The organism is Gilliamella sp. N-G2 (genome assembly GCF_002142215.1).
Taxonomy (GTDB): domain Bacteria; phylum Pseudomonadota; class Gammaproteobacteria; order Enterobacterales; family Orbaceae; genus Gilliamella.
Genome location: NZ_NAST01000025.1, coordinates 1 through 18,274 on the forward strand (window position 1 = coordinate 1; position 18,274 = coordinate 18,274).

19 protein-coding genes and 1 riboswitch are annotated in these 18,274 nt (G+C 34.8%); of the genes, 6 read left to right on the forward strand and 13 right to left on the reverse strand.

Going from position 1 to position 18,274, the window contains the following annotated elements; translation table 11 throughout:
• Positions 1-281: 281 nt before the first annotated feature.
• From thiD to gutQ, 11 genes are all read right to left on the reverse strand, one after another.
• Positions 282-1,076, reverse strand: coding sequence for a bifunctional hydroxymethylpyrimidine kinase/phosphomethylpyrimidine kinase (gene thiD / locus B6C99_RS10530; RefSeq protein ID WP_086359785.1), 795 nt, complete (start codon positions 1,074-1,076; stop codon positions 282-284).
• An 11-nt stretch (positions 1,077-1,087) separates the two neighbouring features.
• Positions 1,088-1,729 (reverse strand): thiamine phosphate synthase, encoded by a 642-nt coding sequence (gene thiE / locus B6C99_RS10535; protein ID WP_086359786.1) that lies wholly within the window; start codon positions 1,727-1,729, stop codon positions 1,088-1,090.
• 15 nt (positions 1,730-1,744) lie between these two features.
• Complete coding sequence (gene thiM, locus B6C99_RS10540; protein ID WP_371265837.1) at positions 1,745-2,518, reverse strand: hydroxyethylthiazole kinase; 774 nt, start codon at positions 2,516-2,518, stop codon at positions 1,745-1,747.
• Between the two features lie 55 nt (positions 2,519-2,573).
• Positions 2,574-2,675, reverse strand: a riboswitch (TPP riboswitch).
• Positions 2,676-2,725: 50 nt separating this feature from the next.
• A complete protein-coding gene (trkA, locus tag B6C99_RS10545) occupies positions 2,726-4,087 on the reverse strand; it encodes a Trk system potassium transporter TrkA (RefSeq protein WP_086359788.1) in 1,362 nt (453 codons plus the stop codon).
• A gap of 125 nt (positions 4,088-4,212) precedes the next feature.
• Positions 4,213-5,208: a tryptophan--tRNA ligase gene (trpS, locus tag B6C99_RS10550; RefSeq protein WP_086359789.1), complete on the reverse strand. Its 996-nt coding sequence runs from the start codon at positions 5,206-5,208 to the stop codon at positions 4,213-4,215.
• 23 nt (positions 5,209-5,231) lie between these two features.
• Positions 5,232-5,927: a phosphoglycolate phosphatase gene (locus B6C99_RS10555; RefSeq protein WP_086359790.1), complete on the reverse strand. Its 696-nt coding sequence runs from the start codon at positions 5,925-5,927 to the stop codon at positions 5,232-5,234.
• The gene (rpe, locus tag B6C99_RS10560; RefSeq protein WP_086359791.1) at positions 5,920-6,597 is read right to left on the reverse strand and encodes a ribulose-phosphate 3-epimerase; all 678 of its coding nucleotides are present in this window, start codon (positions 6,595-6,597) and stop codon (positions 5,920-5,922) included. The genes B6C99_RS10555 and rpe overlap by 8 nt, the downstream gene beginning before the upstream one ends.
• Positions 6,598-6,638: 41 nt before the next feature.
• Complete coding sequence (locus tag B6C99_RS10565) at positions 6,639-7,460, reverse strand: Dam family site-specific DNA-(adenine-N6)-methyltransferase (RefSeq protein WP_086359792.1); 822 nt, start codon at positions 7,458-7,460, stop codon at positions 6,639-6,641.
• A gap of 9 nt (positions 7,461-7,469) precedes the next feature.
• Positions 7,470-8,333, reverse strand: coding sequence for an SPOR domain-containing protein (locus tag B6C99_RS10570; RefSeq protein ID WP_086359793.1), 864 nt, complete (start codon positions 8,331-8,333; stop codon positions 7,470-7,472).
• A gap of 65 nt (positions 8,334-8,398) precedes the next feature.
• Complete coding sequence (aroK, locus tag B6C99_RS10575; protein WP_086359794.1) at positions 8,399-8,920, reverse strand: shikimate kinase AroK; 522 nt, start codon at positions 8,918-8,920, stop codon at positions 8,399-8,401.
• 184 nt (positions 8,921-9,104) lie between these two features.
• The gene (gene gutQ / locus B6C99_RS10580) at positions 9,105-10,067 is read right to left on the reverse strand and encodes an arabinose-5-phosphate isomerase GutQ (protein WP_086359795.1); all 963 of its coding nucleotides are present in this window, start codon (positions 10,065-10,067) and stop codon (positions 9,105-9,107) included.
• A gap of 288 nt (positions 10,068-10,355) precedes the next feature.
• Here gutQ and B6C99_RS10585 point away from each other — a divergent pair, with 288 nt between their 5' ends.
• Complete coding sequence (locus tag B6C99_RS10585) at positions 10,356-11,426, forward strand: N-acetyltransferase (RefSeq protein ID WP_086359796.1); 1,071 nt, start codon at positions 10,356-10,358, stop codon at positions 11,424-11,426.
• Entirely contained in the window at positions 11,404-11,775 is a 372-nt protein-coding gene (locus B6C99_RS10590; RefSeq protein ID WP_086359797.1) for an ASCH domain-containing protein, read from the forward strand. Before B6C99_RS10585 ends, B6C99_RS10590 begins: the two co-directional genes overlap by 23 nt.
• Before the next feature lie 265 nt (positions 11,776-12,040).
• Here the strand turns inward: B6C99_RS10590 and B6C99_RS10595 are convergent, their stop codons facing one another.
• Both B6C99_RS10595 and B6C99_RS10600 read right to left on the reverse strand, forming a co-directional pair.
• The gene (locus tag B6C99_RS10595) at positions 12,041-12,664 is read right to left on the reverse strand and encodes a LysE family transporter (RefSeq protein ID WP_086359798.1); all 624 of its coding nucleotides are present in this window, start codon (positions 12,662-12,664) and stop codon (positions 12,041-12,043) included.
• Between the two features lie 7 nt (positions 12,665-12,671).
• Positions 12,672-14,108 (reverse strand): LTA synthase family protein, encoded by a 1,437-nt coding sequence (locus tag B6C99_RS10600; protein ID WP_086359799.1) that lies wholly within the window; start codon positions 14,106-14,108, stop codon positions 12,672-12,674.
• Positions 14,109-14,365: 257 nt separating this feature from the next.
• On the opposite strand from B6C99_RS10600, the gene B6C99_RS10605 reads away from it, so the two are divergent.
• The 4 genes from B6C99_RS10605 to B6C99_RS10620 all read left to right on the forward strand — a co-directional run bounded on the left by B6C99_RS10605 (position 14,366) and on the right by B6C99_RS10620 (position 18,255).
• Positions 14,366-15,004 (forward strand): nitroreductase family protein, encoded by a 639-nt coding sequence (locus B6C99_RS10605; RefSeq protein WP_086359800.1) that lies wholly within the window; start codon positions 14,366-14,368, stop codon positions 15,002-15,004.
• A 10-nt stretch (positions 15,005-15,014) separates the two neighbouring features.
• A complete protein-coding gene (locus B6C99_RS10610; protein ID WP_198199118.1) occupies positions 15,015-16,202 on the forward strand; it encodes an FTR1 family protein in 1,188 nt (395 codons plus the stop codon).
• A 140-nt stretch (positions 16,203-16,342) separates the two neighbouring features.
• Entirely contained in the window at positions 16,343-16,906 is a 564-nt protein-coding gene (locus B6C99_RS10615; protein ID WP_065578501.1) for an iron transporter, read from the forward strand.
• Between the two features lie 98 nt (positions 16,907-17,004).
• Entirely contained in the window at positions 17,005-18,255 is a 1,251-nt protein-coding gene (locus tag B6C99_RS10620) for a Fe-S-containing protein (protein ID WP_086359801.1), read from the forward strand.
• Positions 18,256-18,274 lie beyond the last annotated feature (19 nt).

An 18,274-nucleotide genomic window follows, 5' to 3' on the forward strand; every position in this document is an offset into this window, starting at 1 on the left:
AAACTAAACAAGGGAAAAACAAAATAACAGAGATAAGATATTTTATATAAATCATATTATAACCAACTAATTCCATTTAATGTTTTTAATATTATTTTTTAATCCTATTTATATCTTAAATTAATTCATATCAAAAATTAATTTAAAATGATTTAAAAATATATTATTTCTTATCAAACATAACTTATTGAGCAATTTTTCTAACCATATTTTTAATTACTATTTTGGATAACTATTTGTAGAAAAATAAATATTTAATTATTCAATGTAAAAATTTGTAGTTACCACCATTGATAAAAATGGTGAGTAGGTCCAATTCCCTTACCAATTTTTAAACTATCTGCATGCTCAATAGCCCCTTGTAGGTAGTTTTTAGCATGTTTTATTGCATCTTCTAAATGATGTTTCGGTAATAAGGCTGCAATTGCCGCAGAGAGGGTACAACCTGTACCATGGGTATTTCTCGTTGCGATCCTCGGTGATGTCATTCTGATGATATTGTTGTGAGTGATTAAATAATCAGGGCTTTCTTGACTTGGCAAATGTCCGCCTTTCATTAATACTGCCTGACAACCTAATTTAAGTAATTCATACCCCTGTTGTTGCATTTGCTCTTCGTTTTTTGCCTCACTACAATCAAGTAATGCAGCCGCTTCAGGTAGATTTGGGGTAATAATTGTGGCTAATGGTAATAATAGATCTCGAATAGCAGAAATGGCATCAGCTTTTAACAATGGATGTCCGCCTTTAGCAATCATTACGGTATCAAGCACAATATTGGCAATAGGATGATTGTTTAATAGCTGATGAACCGTAGTAACAATCTCTTTATTCATTAGCATGCCAATTTTAACGCTATCAATGTGGATATCTTGATATAGTGTATTAAATTGCGCTTCAATAAATTCAGAGGGAATGGCATGTACACCATCAACTCCTTGCGTACTTTGCGCAGTTAATGCGGTGATCACTGACATACCATAAGCACCAAGTGCTGAAAACGCTTTTAAGTCAGCTTGAACACCCGCACCACCACTAGGGTCACTGCCCGCTATTGTTAATGCAATTGTTGTCATGATTTGGTTTCCTATTTTGTTTGTCTTATTTTACTGATTAGATTGGATGTAGACTTGGCAATATTAGCTTGTCCACATATTGCCGACACAACCGCAATACCTTCAATGCCAGTTTGGATTACTTCGGTTAAATTATTCACGCCGATACCACCGATCGCTACGGCAGGGCATTGTTTCGCTTTAACCAGTTCTTTCAATTGAGCAATGCCAGTCGCAGCTGCGGCATCCTTTTTGGTTGCGGTTGGATAGATAGGCCCTATGCCAAGATAATCGACTAAATGCCAAGGAACATTCTCTAGTTGTGATTGATTTGAAACTGAAAGTCCTAACCATTTGTCTGTGCCAATTAAACGTCGAGTAACTTCAACCGGGAGATCGCTTTGTCCTATATGAACGCCATCGGCATCAATGGCTAAAGCAATATCAACATGGTCATTGATAAATAGTGGAACTTGGGTACGACTTAACACTTCTTTGAGCGCTTGTGCGGTGTCATACCAATTTTTACCAGAGTATTCTTGTTCTGAACGTAGTTGCACTGCAGTAACGCCATTTTCAACGGCAATTTTGGTGGTAGTGACCATGCCATCTATACCGCCACATAATAACGGCTCGAGGACTAAATAGAGAGTTAAATCAAGTTGCTTTTTCATCAAACATCCTTATTTTTAGTTTTGATTGAATCGTGAAAGATGATCAATAACAGCAATGGCGAAACTACCTAACCCTTGCTGTTTATTAGCGAGCTGTCCTGCTTTTTTCATCATAAAACAAGCTGTTGCGGTAGCGGTTAAACGATTACTAGTGGTTGCAATAAATGCTGCTACCATCGCAGATAACGAACAGCCGGTGCCGGTTACTTTAGTTAAAGCGATATCGCCACCGACAATACTATAAATTTGTTGACCATCTGTGACATAATCTATCTCACCTGTTATTGCGACAATGGTTTGATATTTTTGTGCTAATAGTATTGCTGCATTTAATGCAGAATCGGTAGAATCAAGTCCATCAGGCCCTTTCGATGATGATTGTTGACCACTCAATGCGAGAATTTCAGAGGCATTTCCTCGAATAACACTTGGTCTAAAGGTTAACAGTTGTTTGGCAACTTCTGTACGGTATTTAAGTGCCGCACCAACCGCTACAGGATCCAGTACCCACGGTGTCTGCGTCTGTTCAGCTTTTGCTGCAGCTAACAACATACTATTTGCGCTGTGCTCATCAATGGTACCAATATTAATTAATAAACTACTGGCAATAGTTACAAAGTCTTTAACTTCTTGTTTAGCAACGACCATTGCTGGCGAAGCACCAATGGCTAATAAGACATTGGCTGTAAAATTCTGTACGACATCATTGGTAATACAATGGACTAACGGTCGTTGTTGTTTAACTTGCTCAATAAAGGGAATGGCATCATTGTTTTGAAATAACTTAATGGTAGACATATTCTTTCCTTATTTATTATTTAAGGGAAGAATGTCTCAAAACGGATAATTAAGACGAAGACTTCCCTACGCTGGTATGAGCCAGATCAGGTTCAACGGGTAAAATCTCAGTTTTTTGTAGTAACAAAAAACACCCCGAGTCAAAAAACAATTAATAAAAACAGTTTTATTATGTACTGAGTTTATATTTTATACAAGCTATTGTAATAATCTTTCGATATCGCTAATAGATCGTCTATCTGGTAAGAAAATGATTAAGTGATCACCATCTTCGATCATTAAATCGGTATTAACAATAATCACATCTTCACCACGCACCACAGCACCAATAGTTGCCCCTGAAGGCAATTTTAGACTGTTAATATTTTTACCTACTAGTTTAGAATTTTCAGCATCACCCCTGGCAACCACTTCAACAATTTCCGACTCACCTTGTCGTAGTGAGACAACTTTAACTACACCAGTTTGTCTTACATGACTTAAAAGTTCTGAAATAGTAGCATGTTGTGGTGAGATTGCGATATCAATCACACTATCGTTGATTAGTTCTAAATAAGCTTGTCGTTGAATAAGTACAATGACTTTTTTTGCCCCCATTCTTTTGGCAAGCATTGAAGACATAATATTCGCTTCATCATCACTCGTCACTGCGACAAAAAGATCGGTAAGTTCGACTTGCTCTTGGGATAATAACTCTTGATCCGATGATTCACCATGTAATACGGTAGTATTAACTAACTGCTCGGCAATTAATTCTGCTTTTTCGGCATTACGTTCAATCAATTTGACTTGATAATCGTTTTCTAATCGCTTAGCTAAAGCAACAGCAATACCGCCACCACCACTAATAATTATTCGTTTATAAGGCTTTTCTAACCGTTGTAATTCACTAGTTACCGCTTTGATATTAAGTGGAGGGGTAATAAAGTAAACCATATCCCCAGCTTCAATCAAGGTTGAACCAATCGGACGAATAAAACGATTTTTACGATAAATAGCCACCACCCGAGCTTCGACATGAGGTAAATGTTCTTTTAGCTCTGATAATTCACTACCCACCAATGCACCACCGTAGTAAGCTGTGACGGCAACTAAGCAGACTCGATTATCATAAAATGAGGCAAATTGTAGTGCGCCAGGATATTGCACTAGCTGGCTTATATGATTGGTGATTAGATTTTCTGGGGCTATAATATGGTCGATATTAATACAATCTTTATTAAAAAACGAGTATCTTTCATCATTATATTCAGGCGCCCGAATTCGTGCCACTTTTTGAGGGATATTGAACATTACATGCCCAATTTGACAAGCCATCATATTGACTTCATCAGAATTGGTAACAGCGACTAACATGTCGGCAGATTCTGCACCAGCACTTTCTAATACTTGTGGATAAGATGATTTTCCACAAATAACTTGTAAATCAAAACGTTCTTGCAATGATTGCAACTTGTCATGATCTTCATCTACAACTGTCACATCGTTCTGTTTTTCAGTAACCAGATATTCGGCAAGAGCACTACCTGTTTGACCTGCACCAAGAATGATAATTTTCATAACTAACCTATGATAATCAAAAAGGCTTCAACGGCATTTATCATTAATAAAAACGATAATGCTTTTAGTCATTAAAGCCAATTGATATTGTTTAGCGTTAATTGCAATCTAGTTTTTACGGTTAACTATACAAAACCGATTGCGTCATAAACTTTTTTCAACGTTGGCTCTGCTTTTGCACGAGCTTTTTGTGCACCTTCTTGCATAATTGTCAGAAGATAATTTTCGTCATCACGATACTGATGATATTTCGCTTGTAAACCAGTTAACATATCGATAACTTGATTTGCTACCTCAGTTTTTAGATGGCCGTACATTTTACCTTCGAATTCTTTCTCAAGTTCAGCAATAGGTTTACCTGTAATACCGGTTAAGATATCTAACAGATTTGATACACCCATTTTATTTTGTAAATCATAACGTACGACTGGTGGTTCATCAGAATCGGTCATTGCCCGTTTAATTTTCTTCTCTACATCTTTTGGATTTTCAAGTAAACCAATAACATTATTGCGATTTTCGTCTGATTTAGACATTTTTTTGCTAGGATCTTGTAACGACATAACCCGTGCGCCAACTTTAGCAATAAATGGTTCAGGAACAGTGAATATATCGCCATAAAGCGCATTAAAACGCATTGCAATATCTCGAGAAAGTTCAAGATGTTGTTTTTGGTCATCACCAACGGGAACTAAATTAGCTTGATATAACAAAATATCGGCAGCCATTAACACTGGATAATCAAAAAGCCCAGCATTTATATTTTCTGAATGACGAGAGGATTTATCTTTAAATTGTGTCATACGACTAAGTTCACCAAAATAGGTATAACAGTTTAATGCCCAACCTAATTCAGCATGTGCAGGTACATGGGATTGCACAAAAATAGTACTTTTTTGTGGATCAATACCACAGGCTAGATAAAGTGCTAATGTATCAAGTGTTGCTTTACGTAACTTATTAGGATCTTGGCGTACCGTGATCGCATGTTGATTGACGATACAATAAACGCAATCATATTCATTTTGTAAAGACACCCAATTCTTTAAAGCACCTAAATAGTTGCCTAATGTTAGTTCTCCTGATGGCTGAGCGCCACTAAATACAATTGGTTTACTCATAATTTATTCCTAATTTAAACTTATTATTTTTTTGCATCAGTTTTTGGCTGAGGTAATAGGGTTAATATATCTTGAAAATCATCAAATAAAAAATCGGGTTCACTTGTTGCAATTGATTCGCCATAATTATAACCATAACTTAATGCAACAGTAGGGCAATTAGCATTTTTGGCTGCAGTAATATCATTTTTCGAATCACCAACAAATAATAACTGATCGTTGTATAATCCAAATGTCGCCATGACTTGATAAAGCGGAGCAGGGTGTGGTTTTAATTTAATTACATCACCACCGCCGAGTACTAATGAAAAATACTTCTTGATACCTAATGAGCTTAGTAATCCCGGTAAAAATTGTGCCGGTTTATTAGTTACAAGTGCTAAAGGGTAATGATTTTCATAAAGAGTTTTTAAGGTCTGTTTTACATGAGGAAACAGTGTTGTTTGTTCATCCATAACCTTATCATAATGTTGACTAAATATTTGTTTAGCTTCAGCAAAATATTCTTTTGACGGATTGATATCAATGGCTTTGAAAACGCGTTCAAGCATTACATCAATACCATTACCTACCCAGTTTTTAACTTGTTCATTGGTAACTGTTGGTAAATTTAAATCTGCCAACATTTTCTGGGTTGCTAAAGCAAGTCCAGGTACGCTATCTACTAATGTTCCATCTAAATCAAAAGCGATAGCTTGAATATCATCTAATTTAGCCATGTTTTACTCCTGCTAACTCTTTACGCATTGCATCAATTACCGTTTTATAATCAGGTTGACCAAATATCGCTGAACCAGCAACAAACATATCGGCTCCTGCTTTGGCAATTTCAGCGATATTATTTACTTTTACTCCGCCATCAATTTCTAGGCGAATATTTCTACCAGAATCAATAATGCGTTGTTTAACTTGCTGCAATTTTTTAAGAGTTGCTGGGATGAATGATTGACCACCAAAACCCGGGTTAACACCCATTAATAAAATAATATCAACTTTATCCATCACATAGTCTAAATGGTCAAGTGGTGTTGCTGGGTTAAGTACAATCCCTGCCGTACAACCATGATCTTTAATTAACTGCAAAGAACGATCAAGGTGAATTGTGGCTTCAGGGTGAAATGAGATATTGGTGGCGCCAGCTTTGGCAAATGAAGTAATTAGCTCTTCAACAGGGGAAACCATCAAATGGACATCAATTGGAGCGGTAATACCGTAATCGCGAAGCGCCTTACAAAACATACTACCCATTGTTAAATTGGGAACAAAATGATTATCCATTACATCGAAATGGACAACATCCGCTCCTGCATCTAATACTTTTTGGGTATCTTCACCAAGACGAGCAAAATCGGCGGATAGTATTGACGGTGCAATAATAAATTCATTCATAACATACCTCTACTCATAAACACCTTATACTTAAAAATAGCTTAGGATTTTTGGTATAAGGCCAATATTTCATCAATTTTTTTGCGTCCTTCGCCAGCGCAGCTAATTGAACGGCGCATTTCTGTTCGGTAAAGATAGCGGGCTTTACTATACAATGTTCTGGTATAATCGGTATCATGATTTGACACCAATACTGGAATATCTTTTTTATAAGCGATTTTTTCTGCTAATTGTGACAATCGCATATGTTCTTCATAGCCAAAATTATTGGAATAATAAGACGTGAAACCAGCTGATTCATTTGGTGAAAGATAAGGAGGATCACAATAAATGACTGAATTACGCTTCGCCAATTTCATTGCTTCATGATAAGGCGTACAAATGAACTCAGCTTTTTGTGCTTTTTGTGCAAAAAAATTAAGCTCTTTCTCTGGAAAATAGATCGTCTTATAACGGCCAAATGGCACATTAAAAAGACCACTACTATTATAACGACACAAACCGTTATAACAGTGGCGATTCAAATAAACAAACAAAAGTGCTCGTAAATATTGATCTTTACTGTAATTGAAAACATCGCGAAGTTGATAAAAAGCTTCAGCTTGGTTATTCTGATGATTAAATAATAATCTCAGATCATCAATAAAATGATCTGGATTAGATTGTAATAACTTAAATAATGCAATTAAGTCATGATTTATATCAGCTAAAATATAACTTTTGAATTTTGTGTTTAAAAAAACTGAGCCTGCGCCTACAAAGGGCTCAATAAGTTGGTCTCCATCTGGTAGATACTGTTTAATTGTGTCCACAAGCTCATATTTTCCTCCAGCCCATTTTAAAAAGGCTCGTCGCTTCTTCAACGGAAACTCCTATTTTGCTGATTTTTCTTTATTAATAGTTGCGCCAGATTTAACCCAAGGTTTATCCTTTAGTAATGCATTTGGTAAAGACTTAATTGCTTTTCTAGCTTCATCAGCCGAATCATATGTACCTTCAATTAAAATAAACCATTTAACACCATTTCGATTAGTTTGATAAATTTCATAGTTAGTTAAATTATGTTTTTTTGCAAATTTTTTTAAACCTTCAACTGATGTTGATGCACTAAGTTGAACAGAAAATTGATTATTTTTTATTTTATTAACTTTAGTTGAATTATTAATAACCTTAGCATTATTATTTGATTTAATATCAGGTTTATTTGGTTTAGATTCAACATCATTTGGTGAGCTAGGTCTATTATTCATATTATTATGGGATGAATTATTGCCCTGCTGAGAAGTGTTATAGCCAACTTCTGACTCATGTTTACTATCTGGTAATCCTTGTGTATTTTGTTCACTATAATTATTACCAGCTAGTTCGTTACTATTTTGTTGTCCATTAACATCTGTTATTGGTGCAGGTTCTGCAGGCGTAGGCATTGTATTAGATGCTTGAGCTTGTGTAGTATTATTTGCAAAGTCATTTGGTTGTTCAGTTATGGCTGGTTTAGATTCTTCCGTTGTTGAAACTCCACTAACTTCAGGTGGAGTTAATAGTGTTGGCGTTTTTGGCTTTGATGAACGAAATATCAAGCTACTAAGTAATAAAACAATGATAGCAAGAATTCCCCCCATAATAATCAGTTTTTTCTTCGAGTAATGACTAAAAATATTCGAAATGAAAAATGAGGTCTTAGGCTCGTTATTTGATTGTTCCGGAACATAACGATCATCTCTATCTACACGCATACTAACTCCTTAACTTATCAACAGCATTGTTGCTTCATGACCAGCCATGGTTAAAAATCAATGATTTAAATTTGTTCTATCTTCTCAATGATATATCCAGCTACCCCTTTAGCACTTTGTTCATCGGTTTTAATTGTGATGTCAGCTATTTCTTCATAAAGAGGATCTCTTTCTTGTGCGAGTTCTTCATAAAGTTCTCTAGGGGTATTGCCACCTTGTAATAAAGGTCGACGTTTATCCTTCTGTGTTCTTGCCATTTGCTTTTCAATTGTTGTTTCTAAATAAACCACAATACCCCGCGCGGATAATCGGTTACGTGTTTCTTTAGATAATACTGATCCCCCACCAGTTGCAAGTACGACACCTTGTTTTTCAGTCAATTCGTTAATAACTTTTTCTTCTCTGGCTCGGAATCCGTCTTCACCTTCTAAGTCAAAAATCCATGCAATATCAGCACCAGTGCGTTTTTCAATTTCTTGGTCAGAGTCAAAAAATTCCATGCCTAATTGCTGTGCAATTTGTCGGCCTATAGTGCTTTTTCCTGCCCCCATTGGGCCAATTAGAAAGATATTTCGCTTTTCTGCCATTGTAGTTTCATCATCTATTAATTTTGGTTAAAATTTACAACACAATATCAATTTATCATGATTTATATAATCATTTTGATTTTGAATTGTGTAACTTTTCTGGATCTCCGTCTAACGACAAAAATTTAGGTCGATAATTATCTCAATAGATAGCCCCTTTTTGCAACAGGTATTTATTAATCTATTAACTAATACCTGCTTGATGAAGATCATGGATATTAAGTGCACCGACTAATTCACCTTGATTATTGACTACTGGCGCAGCTGTAATATTATGATCATTAAAAGTTTTTAAGGCTTCGACCGCTTTCCAATTTTCTGGTATTTGATATCCTGGACTGGTCATTACTTCGATAATATTGTCTTGTAGTGTACCATGTTTTAATAGTAAACGACGCAAATCCCCATCAGTAAAAACGCCAACAATTTTATTATCATCTTGGCATATTGCCACTAATCCTACACCTGTTCGACTTAATTCTAACATCGCATCGAGTACCGTTGCTGATTGTGAAACTTTAGGAATTAAATCGCCTTTTCGCATAATATCTTTTACGTGATTTAACAATTTAGCTCCTAGACTACCAGCAGGATGTGAACGAGCAAAATCTTCTTCTTTAAAACCACGAGCTCGCATAACTGCAATAGCCAATGCATCACCCATTAATAATGTATTAGTTGAACTTGATGTTGGTGCTAGTCCCATTGGGCAAGCTTCTTTTTCAATTGAAATGTCTAACACTGCCTGTGCTGCTGTCGCAAGTGGCGAATCAAGTCCTCCAGTAATAGCGATAACCGGAATATTCATAGCTGCAAGGATTGGTAAAATAAATTGAAACTCCTTTGCCCGACCAGAATAAGAGATCAAAATTACTACATCGTTTTCGGTTACCATGCCTAAGTCACCGTGTAGCGCTTCTGAGGGATGCATAAAAAAAGCTGGACTACCTGTACTAGCTAATGAAGCGGCGATTTTTTTTCCAATATGTCCTGATTTACCAATGCCTGACACGACAACTTTTCCCTTGGTGGACAATATGAACTGACAAGCCTTAATAAAGTCTTTACCAAGCCGTGTTGGTAACTTTTGTGCTTCGTGAAGTTCAAGTTCCAGAAGTTCTCGACCATATTGTAACAATTTATCCATGTTTACTTGCCTATTGAATTAAATTTTCACAAAAATTAAATTTATAATCAATTTTATGATTATATTTAATCAGATTATGTTAGATAGTCTAACAATTAACTATTGAATATTCAAAAAGCTTTTAGAATTAAAAAACAAAAAGTAAAACTCTTATCAAACATGAAAATTTTGTGATCAAAAACTATATTTTTGGAATTTATAATTTTAACCTTCAGTTGTATATGATTTACTATATAAGAAAATTTTAAAAATTATATTTACAAGCTAAATTTAACTATAAGGAATAATATGGATAACTTAAAGATTCAAAAATTCGGAGAAATTAATTTTTCTGATTCTTTCTTCGATACACTTAAAAAAGATTATTCACATGGTTTTGTAGATTGGTGGCATAAAAAAGTTCAATTACAAGATAAAGCTTTTGTTTTATATAATGATAACTTTTCCACTATTGATGGCTTTATGTATTTAAAATTAGAGAATAATATTGATGATGTAGATCCACCATTAACTTATGGTTGTTATTTAAAAGTTGGTACATTTAAATTCAATCCTGCAGGTACCTTACGTGGAGAGCGGTTTATAAAAAAAATATTTGATGTTGCAATCGCAAAAAATGTGCAAGGTATATATGTTACAGTTTTTGATAAACATGATTATTTAATTAAACTTTTTAAGAGGTATGGATTTTTCTCATATGGAATTAAAAAAAGTAGTAATGGAAGGGAGATTGTCTTATTAAAGAAGAGATCATTTACAAATGATTTAGAAAAAGATTATCCTTACATTAACACACAGACAAATAAATATTTACTGGCAATATACCCTCAATTTCATACTCAACTTTTTCCGGATTCAATTTTAAAAACAGAATCAAGTTCAATCATTCATGATGTTTCTCATACAAATAGCATTCATAAAGTGTATATTTCAAAAATACAGATGCTTGGTAATTTGAAAAAAGGGGATATTATTGTAATTTATAGAACGGCAGTTAAGGGACAAAAAGCATATTTTTCTGCTGTTGCTACATCAATTTGTGTTATTGAAGAAGTTAGACAAATTTCTTCATTTGCTAATAAGCAAGAATATCTTGAATACTGTACTAAATATAGTGTATTTACAACAGATGAATTAAATAAATTTTTTGATGAAAATCATTATAGAACTTATTTTCCTTGTTATGTAATAAAGTTTACATATAATATTGCCCTATCACATCGACCAAATAGAGCGGCACTTATAAACGAAGTAGGCTTGAATGGTGAAGAAAGATGGAGTTGCTTAAAACTGAATGAAAAACAATTTGATAACATCTTGAAATTAGGTGAAATTAATGAAAGTCTTATTATCAATTAAACCAGAATTTGCAGAAAAAATTTTATCTGGTGAAAAGCGATTTGAATTTAGAAAAAATATGTTCAAAAAAAAATCTGTTAAGACTATAGTAATTTACGCAACAATGCCTATTGGAAAAGTTGTAGGAGAGTTTGATATAGATCACGTAATATCAGATAAACCGAGTTTAATATGGGAAAAAACTAAAAAATATGCAGGAGTTAGTAAAAGATTTTATGATGAGTATTTCGATGAAAGACCTCTAGCTTTTGCTATTGCTGTTGGTAAAGTTACTATGTATGAAGAGCCTAAACCTTTGAATTATCTAGGGAATAATATAGTTGCTCCTCAGTCTTATCGATATTTATAATTTAAAAATGATAATTAAAGATTTAAAATTTTATGATGTTATTTTACTTATGAGTTTTTAATTAGATAATTTTTTAGAATTTAAATATTCAACTGATGTAGGAAATAGTTTTATAAGTAAGTATTAGAATAATTAGACTAGTTTGCAAATAGAGGATATGTATTCCTTATTTGTTTTGATATTATTCCAATTTTGGAAGGATTACAGTTGATTAATATTTCTGAAATTTACTAAATAAAAAATTGTGGAATATTTTTTTGACGTCCTAAAATCCCAACGCTACTTTAACCCCTAGTAAGATCAATATTACACCTAATAATTTATCAATAATAAATTGAAGTTTGAAATAACGTCGCTGGACGATTTGGGTTTGAAAGATAAATACTACCAATGGCCACCAAAGTAAGGCTTCAAGCCAAATAATAAATGCGACGAGCAATTTATCCATTAAAGTTGAGTCTGCATTGAGTAGTTGGGTAAATATAGCCAGAAAAAACAGTGTCGCTTTCGGATTTAGTAAGTTACATAATAGCCCTTGCATAAATGCCGTTTTTGCGGTGACATTAATCTGCTGAGCTTGTTTGCTCACATAAGTGGTAGCACTACTTTTAGCTAATAACGCTTTAATACCTATCCATAGCAGATAAGTGGCGCCTGCATAACGCAAAGCATTATACAGCCACGGGGTGGCGGTGATTAATACCGCAATACCTGCCACACAATAGCTCATATGAATGGCAATCGCGCTTATCACCCCTAAACAGGTCATTAATGCCATTTTTCGGTTATAACTTAAGCTGTTTTTTAAGACGAGAAAAAAATCTGGTCCTGGGGATATCATGCCTAAACAGCTAATGGTAATAACTAAAATTAAAGAATCAATTGTCATTTATACACTACTTTTGAGCTGCATTATTTAAGGTTGCAATGTTTGCTTTATGTTGTTCTATAAATTGTTTTTTATCAAGGTTTTCACCGCTTAAGTAATCGGTTAAAAATTTTGCATTGGTTCTAATTTGTGCACCATTTAGAATCAATCTCGGTAAATCAATTTGATAAATATTTTGATTAGGTGATTTTTGTAAATCATCAACATTTGCATTGGTTAACAAATAGAGTTTGCGCTCTTTTTCTGATAACTTTTTCACCGTTTCGGTACCAGCCCCCATCATTAAATGGTCAGGGAAGATGTAAAACACAGTATTGTCCAATATACCTTGCTGTTTTAGGTGGTTAATAAATTCCCCTAAATTATAATCGAGCGAAGCGGCCACAAAAGACATATTATCTTGTTTTGGGCTGATTACTGATGTCATGCGCTCATCATTAAAACCGTTTGGAGCATGAGTTGAGACAGTTGAGATAAATAGCGCAAAGGGTTTATCGGCATTTTGCAACTCTTGTATTTGCTGTTTAGCAATGTCTAATATATCTTTATCATACAATCCAAATGGTGCATTTGGATATTTGCCTACATAATTTTTTTCTGAAACGACTTGCATGCCTATTACTTCGGCGGTGTGGCCAATTCCTGCAAATTCTGGACCAGCCATAACATAGCGAGTTTGATAACCGGCTTGTTTTAGCACATCACCTAAGGTAACTAATTGAGTGGTATTTGCACCTTTTAATGGTGAAGTTGAGTGTTCTCCGATTAAAAATGGCACACCAGTCATATAGGTATACATAGAAGCTGTTGTCCATGTACTACCTGCACTCATTGGCATATTAGCAAAGAAAGTATATTGTTGCTTGAGTTGTCTTAAATTTGGCGTGATATCAGCAAAATCTAAAAATCCTTGTTCGAAGGATTCTAACGACAACACAATTATATTTTTGCCTTTTTGGCTATCAAGTTGTGATTTTTCAACATAATCATTCATATTTAAGTTTTGTAACGCTTGGGCAAAAGTTGCTTTTGGGGCGCAAGTAACTTGATAGATTTCATAAGCACGACTAATAGGGCCGTTATGATAACTAATTGAGGCAATGGCAATGACGACTAATAGTAATCGCCAGTGTAATTTATATTTATGGCGAAACCAGTTGGCTAATTTACTGAGGATAAACACTAACCCCAAAAATACCACAATCACCAATAGCGCTTGCAGTTTAAAGATGAATAATCCTTCAATAATATCATTCACGTTCAGATTGACGTAAAACTGATAATCAATAAATCCACCACTAAAATAAATTGAGGTAAGCTCCATCACAATAATAACTGTCATTAAAATGATGGTGAATAGTTGCCATTTTTTTTGTTTAAAAAACGAAGCTAAACTAATGGTTAATATAAAAAGTGGTAAAACAACTAAAGTCGATAATGGCATAACAATCAATACTCATTTTTACTTTAAAATTTAAAAATTGTCCCAGTATATACTTAATAAACAGAAAAATAAAAATCAGAATTGATTGGTTAATACATTAACCAGTCTTTCGCAGTCAATGTACGTTTCTACTTTATCAACTATCTTACTTAAGTTATTTCACCTTAGTGATAATAATTATTGTTTGTTGTTGATAATTGGAAGCATTAGCAATAAGATAGCTAACAAATATTTGCAACTGTTTTAAGGTCTACGCCATGTTGTGCTGGTTACGCAATGTTACAATTGTTTTATCAATGTCTTTATTTTGTTTGTCAATAAGTTATGCCGATATCACTTTACCTACGCCACAAATGAAAGATGGCATGGGGTTATTTGATAGCCTTAAAAAACGAGCTTCAACCTCAGGCGGAGGGTTTCCAACCGGGATGGTCTCAGATGATGAACTATCAAGCGTGCTTTGGTCGGCAACGGGATTAAATCGAGGTAAAAATGGTTGGACGGTGCCAATGGCTAGTGGTAAACAACCTTATGTTCGTCTTTATGTAGCTAGCGATAAAGGTGCCTTTTTATATGAATGGGAAGGACACTATCTTCGTGAGATAACTAAGCAAGATATTCGTGCTGACATTGGTATGCAAAATTTTACTAAGCGAGCACCATATATTCTTATTTTTGTAGCTGATGGTGCAAGTCTCAATGATTTTGATGCACAAAAAGCCAATGATTTTAGTCAAATTGCCGTTGGTGCTATGAGTCAAAACGTCTATTTGTCTGCTGCAGCATTAAAACTCAGCACTCGTTACATCCATTCAATAAAGCCTGACATTATTAGTCAATCGTTACAATTGCCAGAAAGCAGTAAACCTATAGGGATAATGTTGTTAGCAAAATAAGGAGTAAGCAGTGAAAAAGTATTTAACTTTAATGTTACTACTGATTGCTAGTTTAGCGATTTTTAGTACCCCTTCTTACGCAACTGAAAAGAAGTATGCAAGCTGGAATGCGATTGTGGATGAAATGGATATCATTTTAAATGATGCTTATAACATCTATTTCATGAAAGATAGCGAAGCTGCTAAAGATCGAGTAAACAATGCTTATTTTGGATTTTATGAAAAACATGGCGTTGAACGTGCGGTAATGTCTTATATTTCCGGTAAACGTGGCACTGATACCGAATACCAATTTGCTAAAATTAAACGATTAATGAGTCAAGGCGCGCCTAATAAAGTTGTGCGAACTGAGATTGATGTTATTCTGAAAATGCTCCACGAAGATGCTAATGAGTTAGATGGTAAAAAAGAGAGTGGCTGGAGTGTCTTCTTTGCCTCATTTATTATTATTTTCCGTGAAGGATTAGAAGCAATACTGGTGATTGCGGCAATTTCTGCATATTTAGTTCGTTCAGATAATAAGCCAATGCTTAAAGTCGTCTATCTAAGCAGTTTATTTGCGGTGTTTGCCAGCGTGTTGGCTGCTATCGCCTTGCATACTATTGTCGGTTTAAGTGGTGCCAATCAAGAAATTATGGAAGGTGCTGCCATGTTACTCGCAACAGTGGTGCTGTTCTTTATAAGTAACTGGATGCTATCTAAGTCGGAATCGAAAGCATGGAAAAATTATGTTGAAGGTAAGGTGCAAAGTGCGGTATCAACAGGAAGCAGTTTTGCTTTAGGGTTTGCTGCCTTTTTAGCTGTATTTCGTGAAGGAGCGGAAACGATCATATTTTATCAAGCTATGTTAGCTGATGCTAAAGATCACATGGATATGGTTTGGTATGGACTAGGTGTTGGTACCATCGTATTGACTTTGGTATTTATTGTTATCCGCTTTGGCAGTGTTAAATTACCGCTTAAACCATTTTTTATTTGTACCAGTGCATTAATGTATCTTATGGCGATAGCCTTTGCCGGTGGTGGTGTGAAAGAGCTACAAGAAGCGGATATTATTTCGGTCACCCCAGTAGATTTTGTCCATTCAGTAGAGGTATTAGGCATCTATCCAACGGTTGAAACATTGGTGCCACAGTTAGTCATGCTAGTTGTCGTGATGCTCTCTATTATGTATTACAAAAAATATCATAAAAATTAAATAATATTATTATTCTTGGTGTAATTTAAACTTGAATAGTAATGAAAACATTGGCAGTAATTTGTAATTGATTAGTCATTAGTTTATTGATTAATTATTAAAGGGTAAAACAAGTTGTTAAAAAAATTAAGGAGTTTTCAATGAAAAAACTAATTATTTCTGCTGGTATTTCGTCAATACTTGCACTTTCTTCAATGGCAAATGCTGCTGCGCCAGCACCAGGTGAAGAAAAAGGTTTTGAAGAGTTTCCAATCGGTGAAGAAGTCACTGTTGGTCCATTACATATTGGTGCGGTTTACTTCCAACCTGTAGATATGGAACCTGCTGGTATGGGTGGTTTACCTGCTTCTAAATCAGATATGCATATCGAAGCCGATATTTCTGCTGCCGAAGGTAATAAATTAGGTTTTGGTGTAGGTGATTTTGTCCCTTACTTAACTGTAAAATATAAAATTCAAAAACAAGGTAGTGACAAAACTATCGAAGGTAATTTTATGCCGATGAATGCATCAGACGGCCCACACTATGGTAACAATATTAAGTTAGATGGTGCTGGTAAATATAAAGTTACATTCACAATCGAAAACCCTGAAAAACAAGGTTATTTATTGCATGTAGATAAAGAAACTGGTGTTGAAGGTCGTTTCTGGTCTAAACCAATCGAGGTTTCTTGGGACTTTGACTACATCCCTCGTGCATGGTAATGATTATTTTTAATTGAGTTAACTCAATAAATAATTAGCTAAACTATTGGCGAGTATAACAACTCGCCAATATACGTTGTAATCTTTAGGCAATCGTTATGCTCCAATATCTTATCAGTATTACCGATAATACTTTTGTACCTGTGATCATATTGGCACTTGTTAGTGCAGTGTTTGTTCAGTCAAACCTATATAGTGGTAAAAAATATCTTTTCATTGGTTTTTTATTGGGAATGCTGGCGGCAATCATTTATGCAATCTTAAAGCGTAATACCGGTATTGCTGTTCGAGAGTACTATGACCTTAGTGTGATTATTCCTTGGTGCATCATTGTCATTCCATTGCTTATCTGCTGGTCGCTCAGAAATTCGTTTCAACAACCTGTTATTAAGATTCTATTGGCTGTATTAACAGTTGTTGCTATAGGGCTGATTACAGCTCAATGCTTACCGAATATTTTACTCTACCCATTTGGATTTGATGTTGGCATGGAGTCAATATTCAATAATGATTATCTGTTTAAATGGGTTGGTTATGGCTTTGCTCTATTAGTTTGTGGTTTAATTGGCTGGTTGATTTATCGCCTTTGCGCTAGGTTATCAACTCGATTGGTGGTGGTGATTGCGACATTTGCCATTATTATCTTTACCATTCAAAACGGCATTAATCTACTACAAATATTAATTGTCAGACGATTTATTTCACCGCAACAGTGGATGATGGATTTGGTGATTTTTATTTTAGCGCATGTCAACTTGTTTACTTTTATCTTTATGGTGTTGGTATTACTACTCACTGTTTTATTATATGCCAAAGCAAAAACCACCTCGCTGGTTGGTAATAATCCAGCCCAAATACGCAAACTTAAAGCAAGCTTACGCCGTGATCGTCGTACATCATTATTGTTAATGGCGGGAGTGGCTATTACTGCCTATACCGTCACTCGTGCTCGTTATATATTTGAAAAAGGGGTCGAACTCACCCCTGCTGAACCTGTTACGCCAAATGCTGATGGTTTAATTGTTATTCCATTAGAACAAGTTAATGACGGCAATTTGCATCGTTATGGTTATAAAACAACCGATGGCACATTAGTAAGATTTATTGTGATTAAGAAAAGCGAAAATGCCTATGGGGTTGGTTTTGATGCTTGTGATATTTGTGGGGCAAGTGGTTATTATCAACGAGGAAATCAAGTTGTCTGTATTTTATGTGATGTCGTGATGAATATTGCGACTATTGGTTTTTCTGGTGGTTGTAATCCCGTTCCACTTAAATATGAAATTTTAGATGGCAATATGATTATTCGACCTACGCATCTTGAAGCTGAAAAAAGTCGTTTTAAGTAAATGGTTTTAAAAGGAAGAA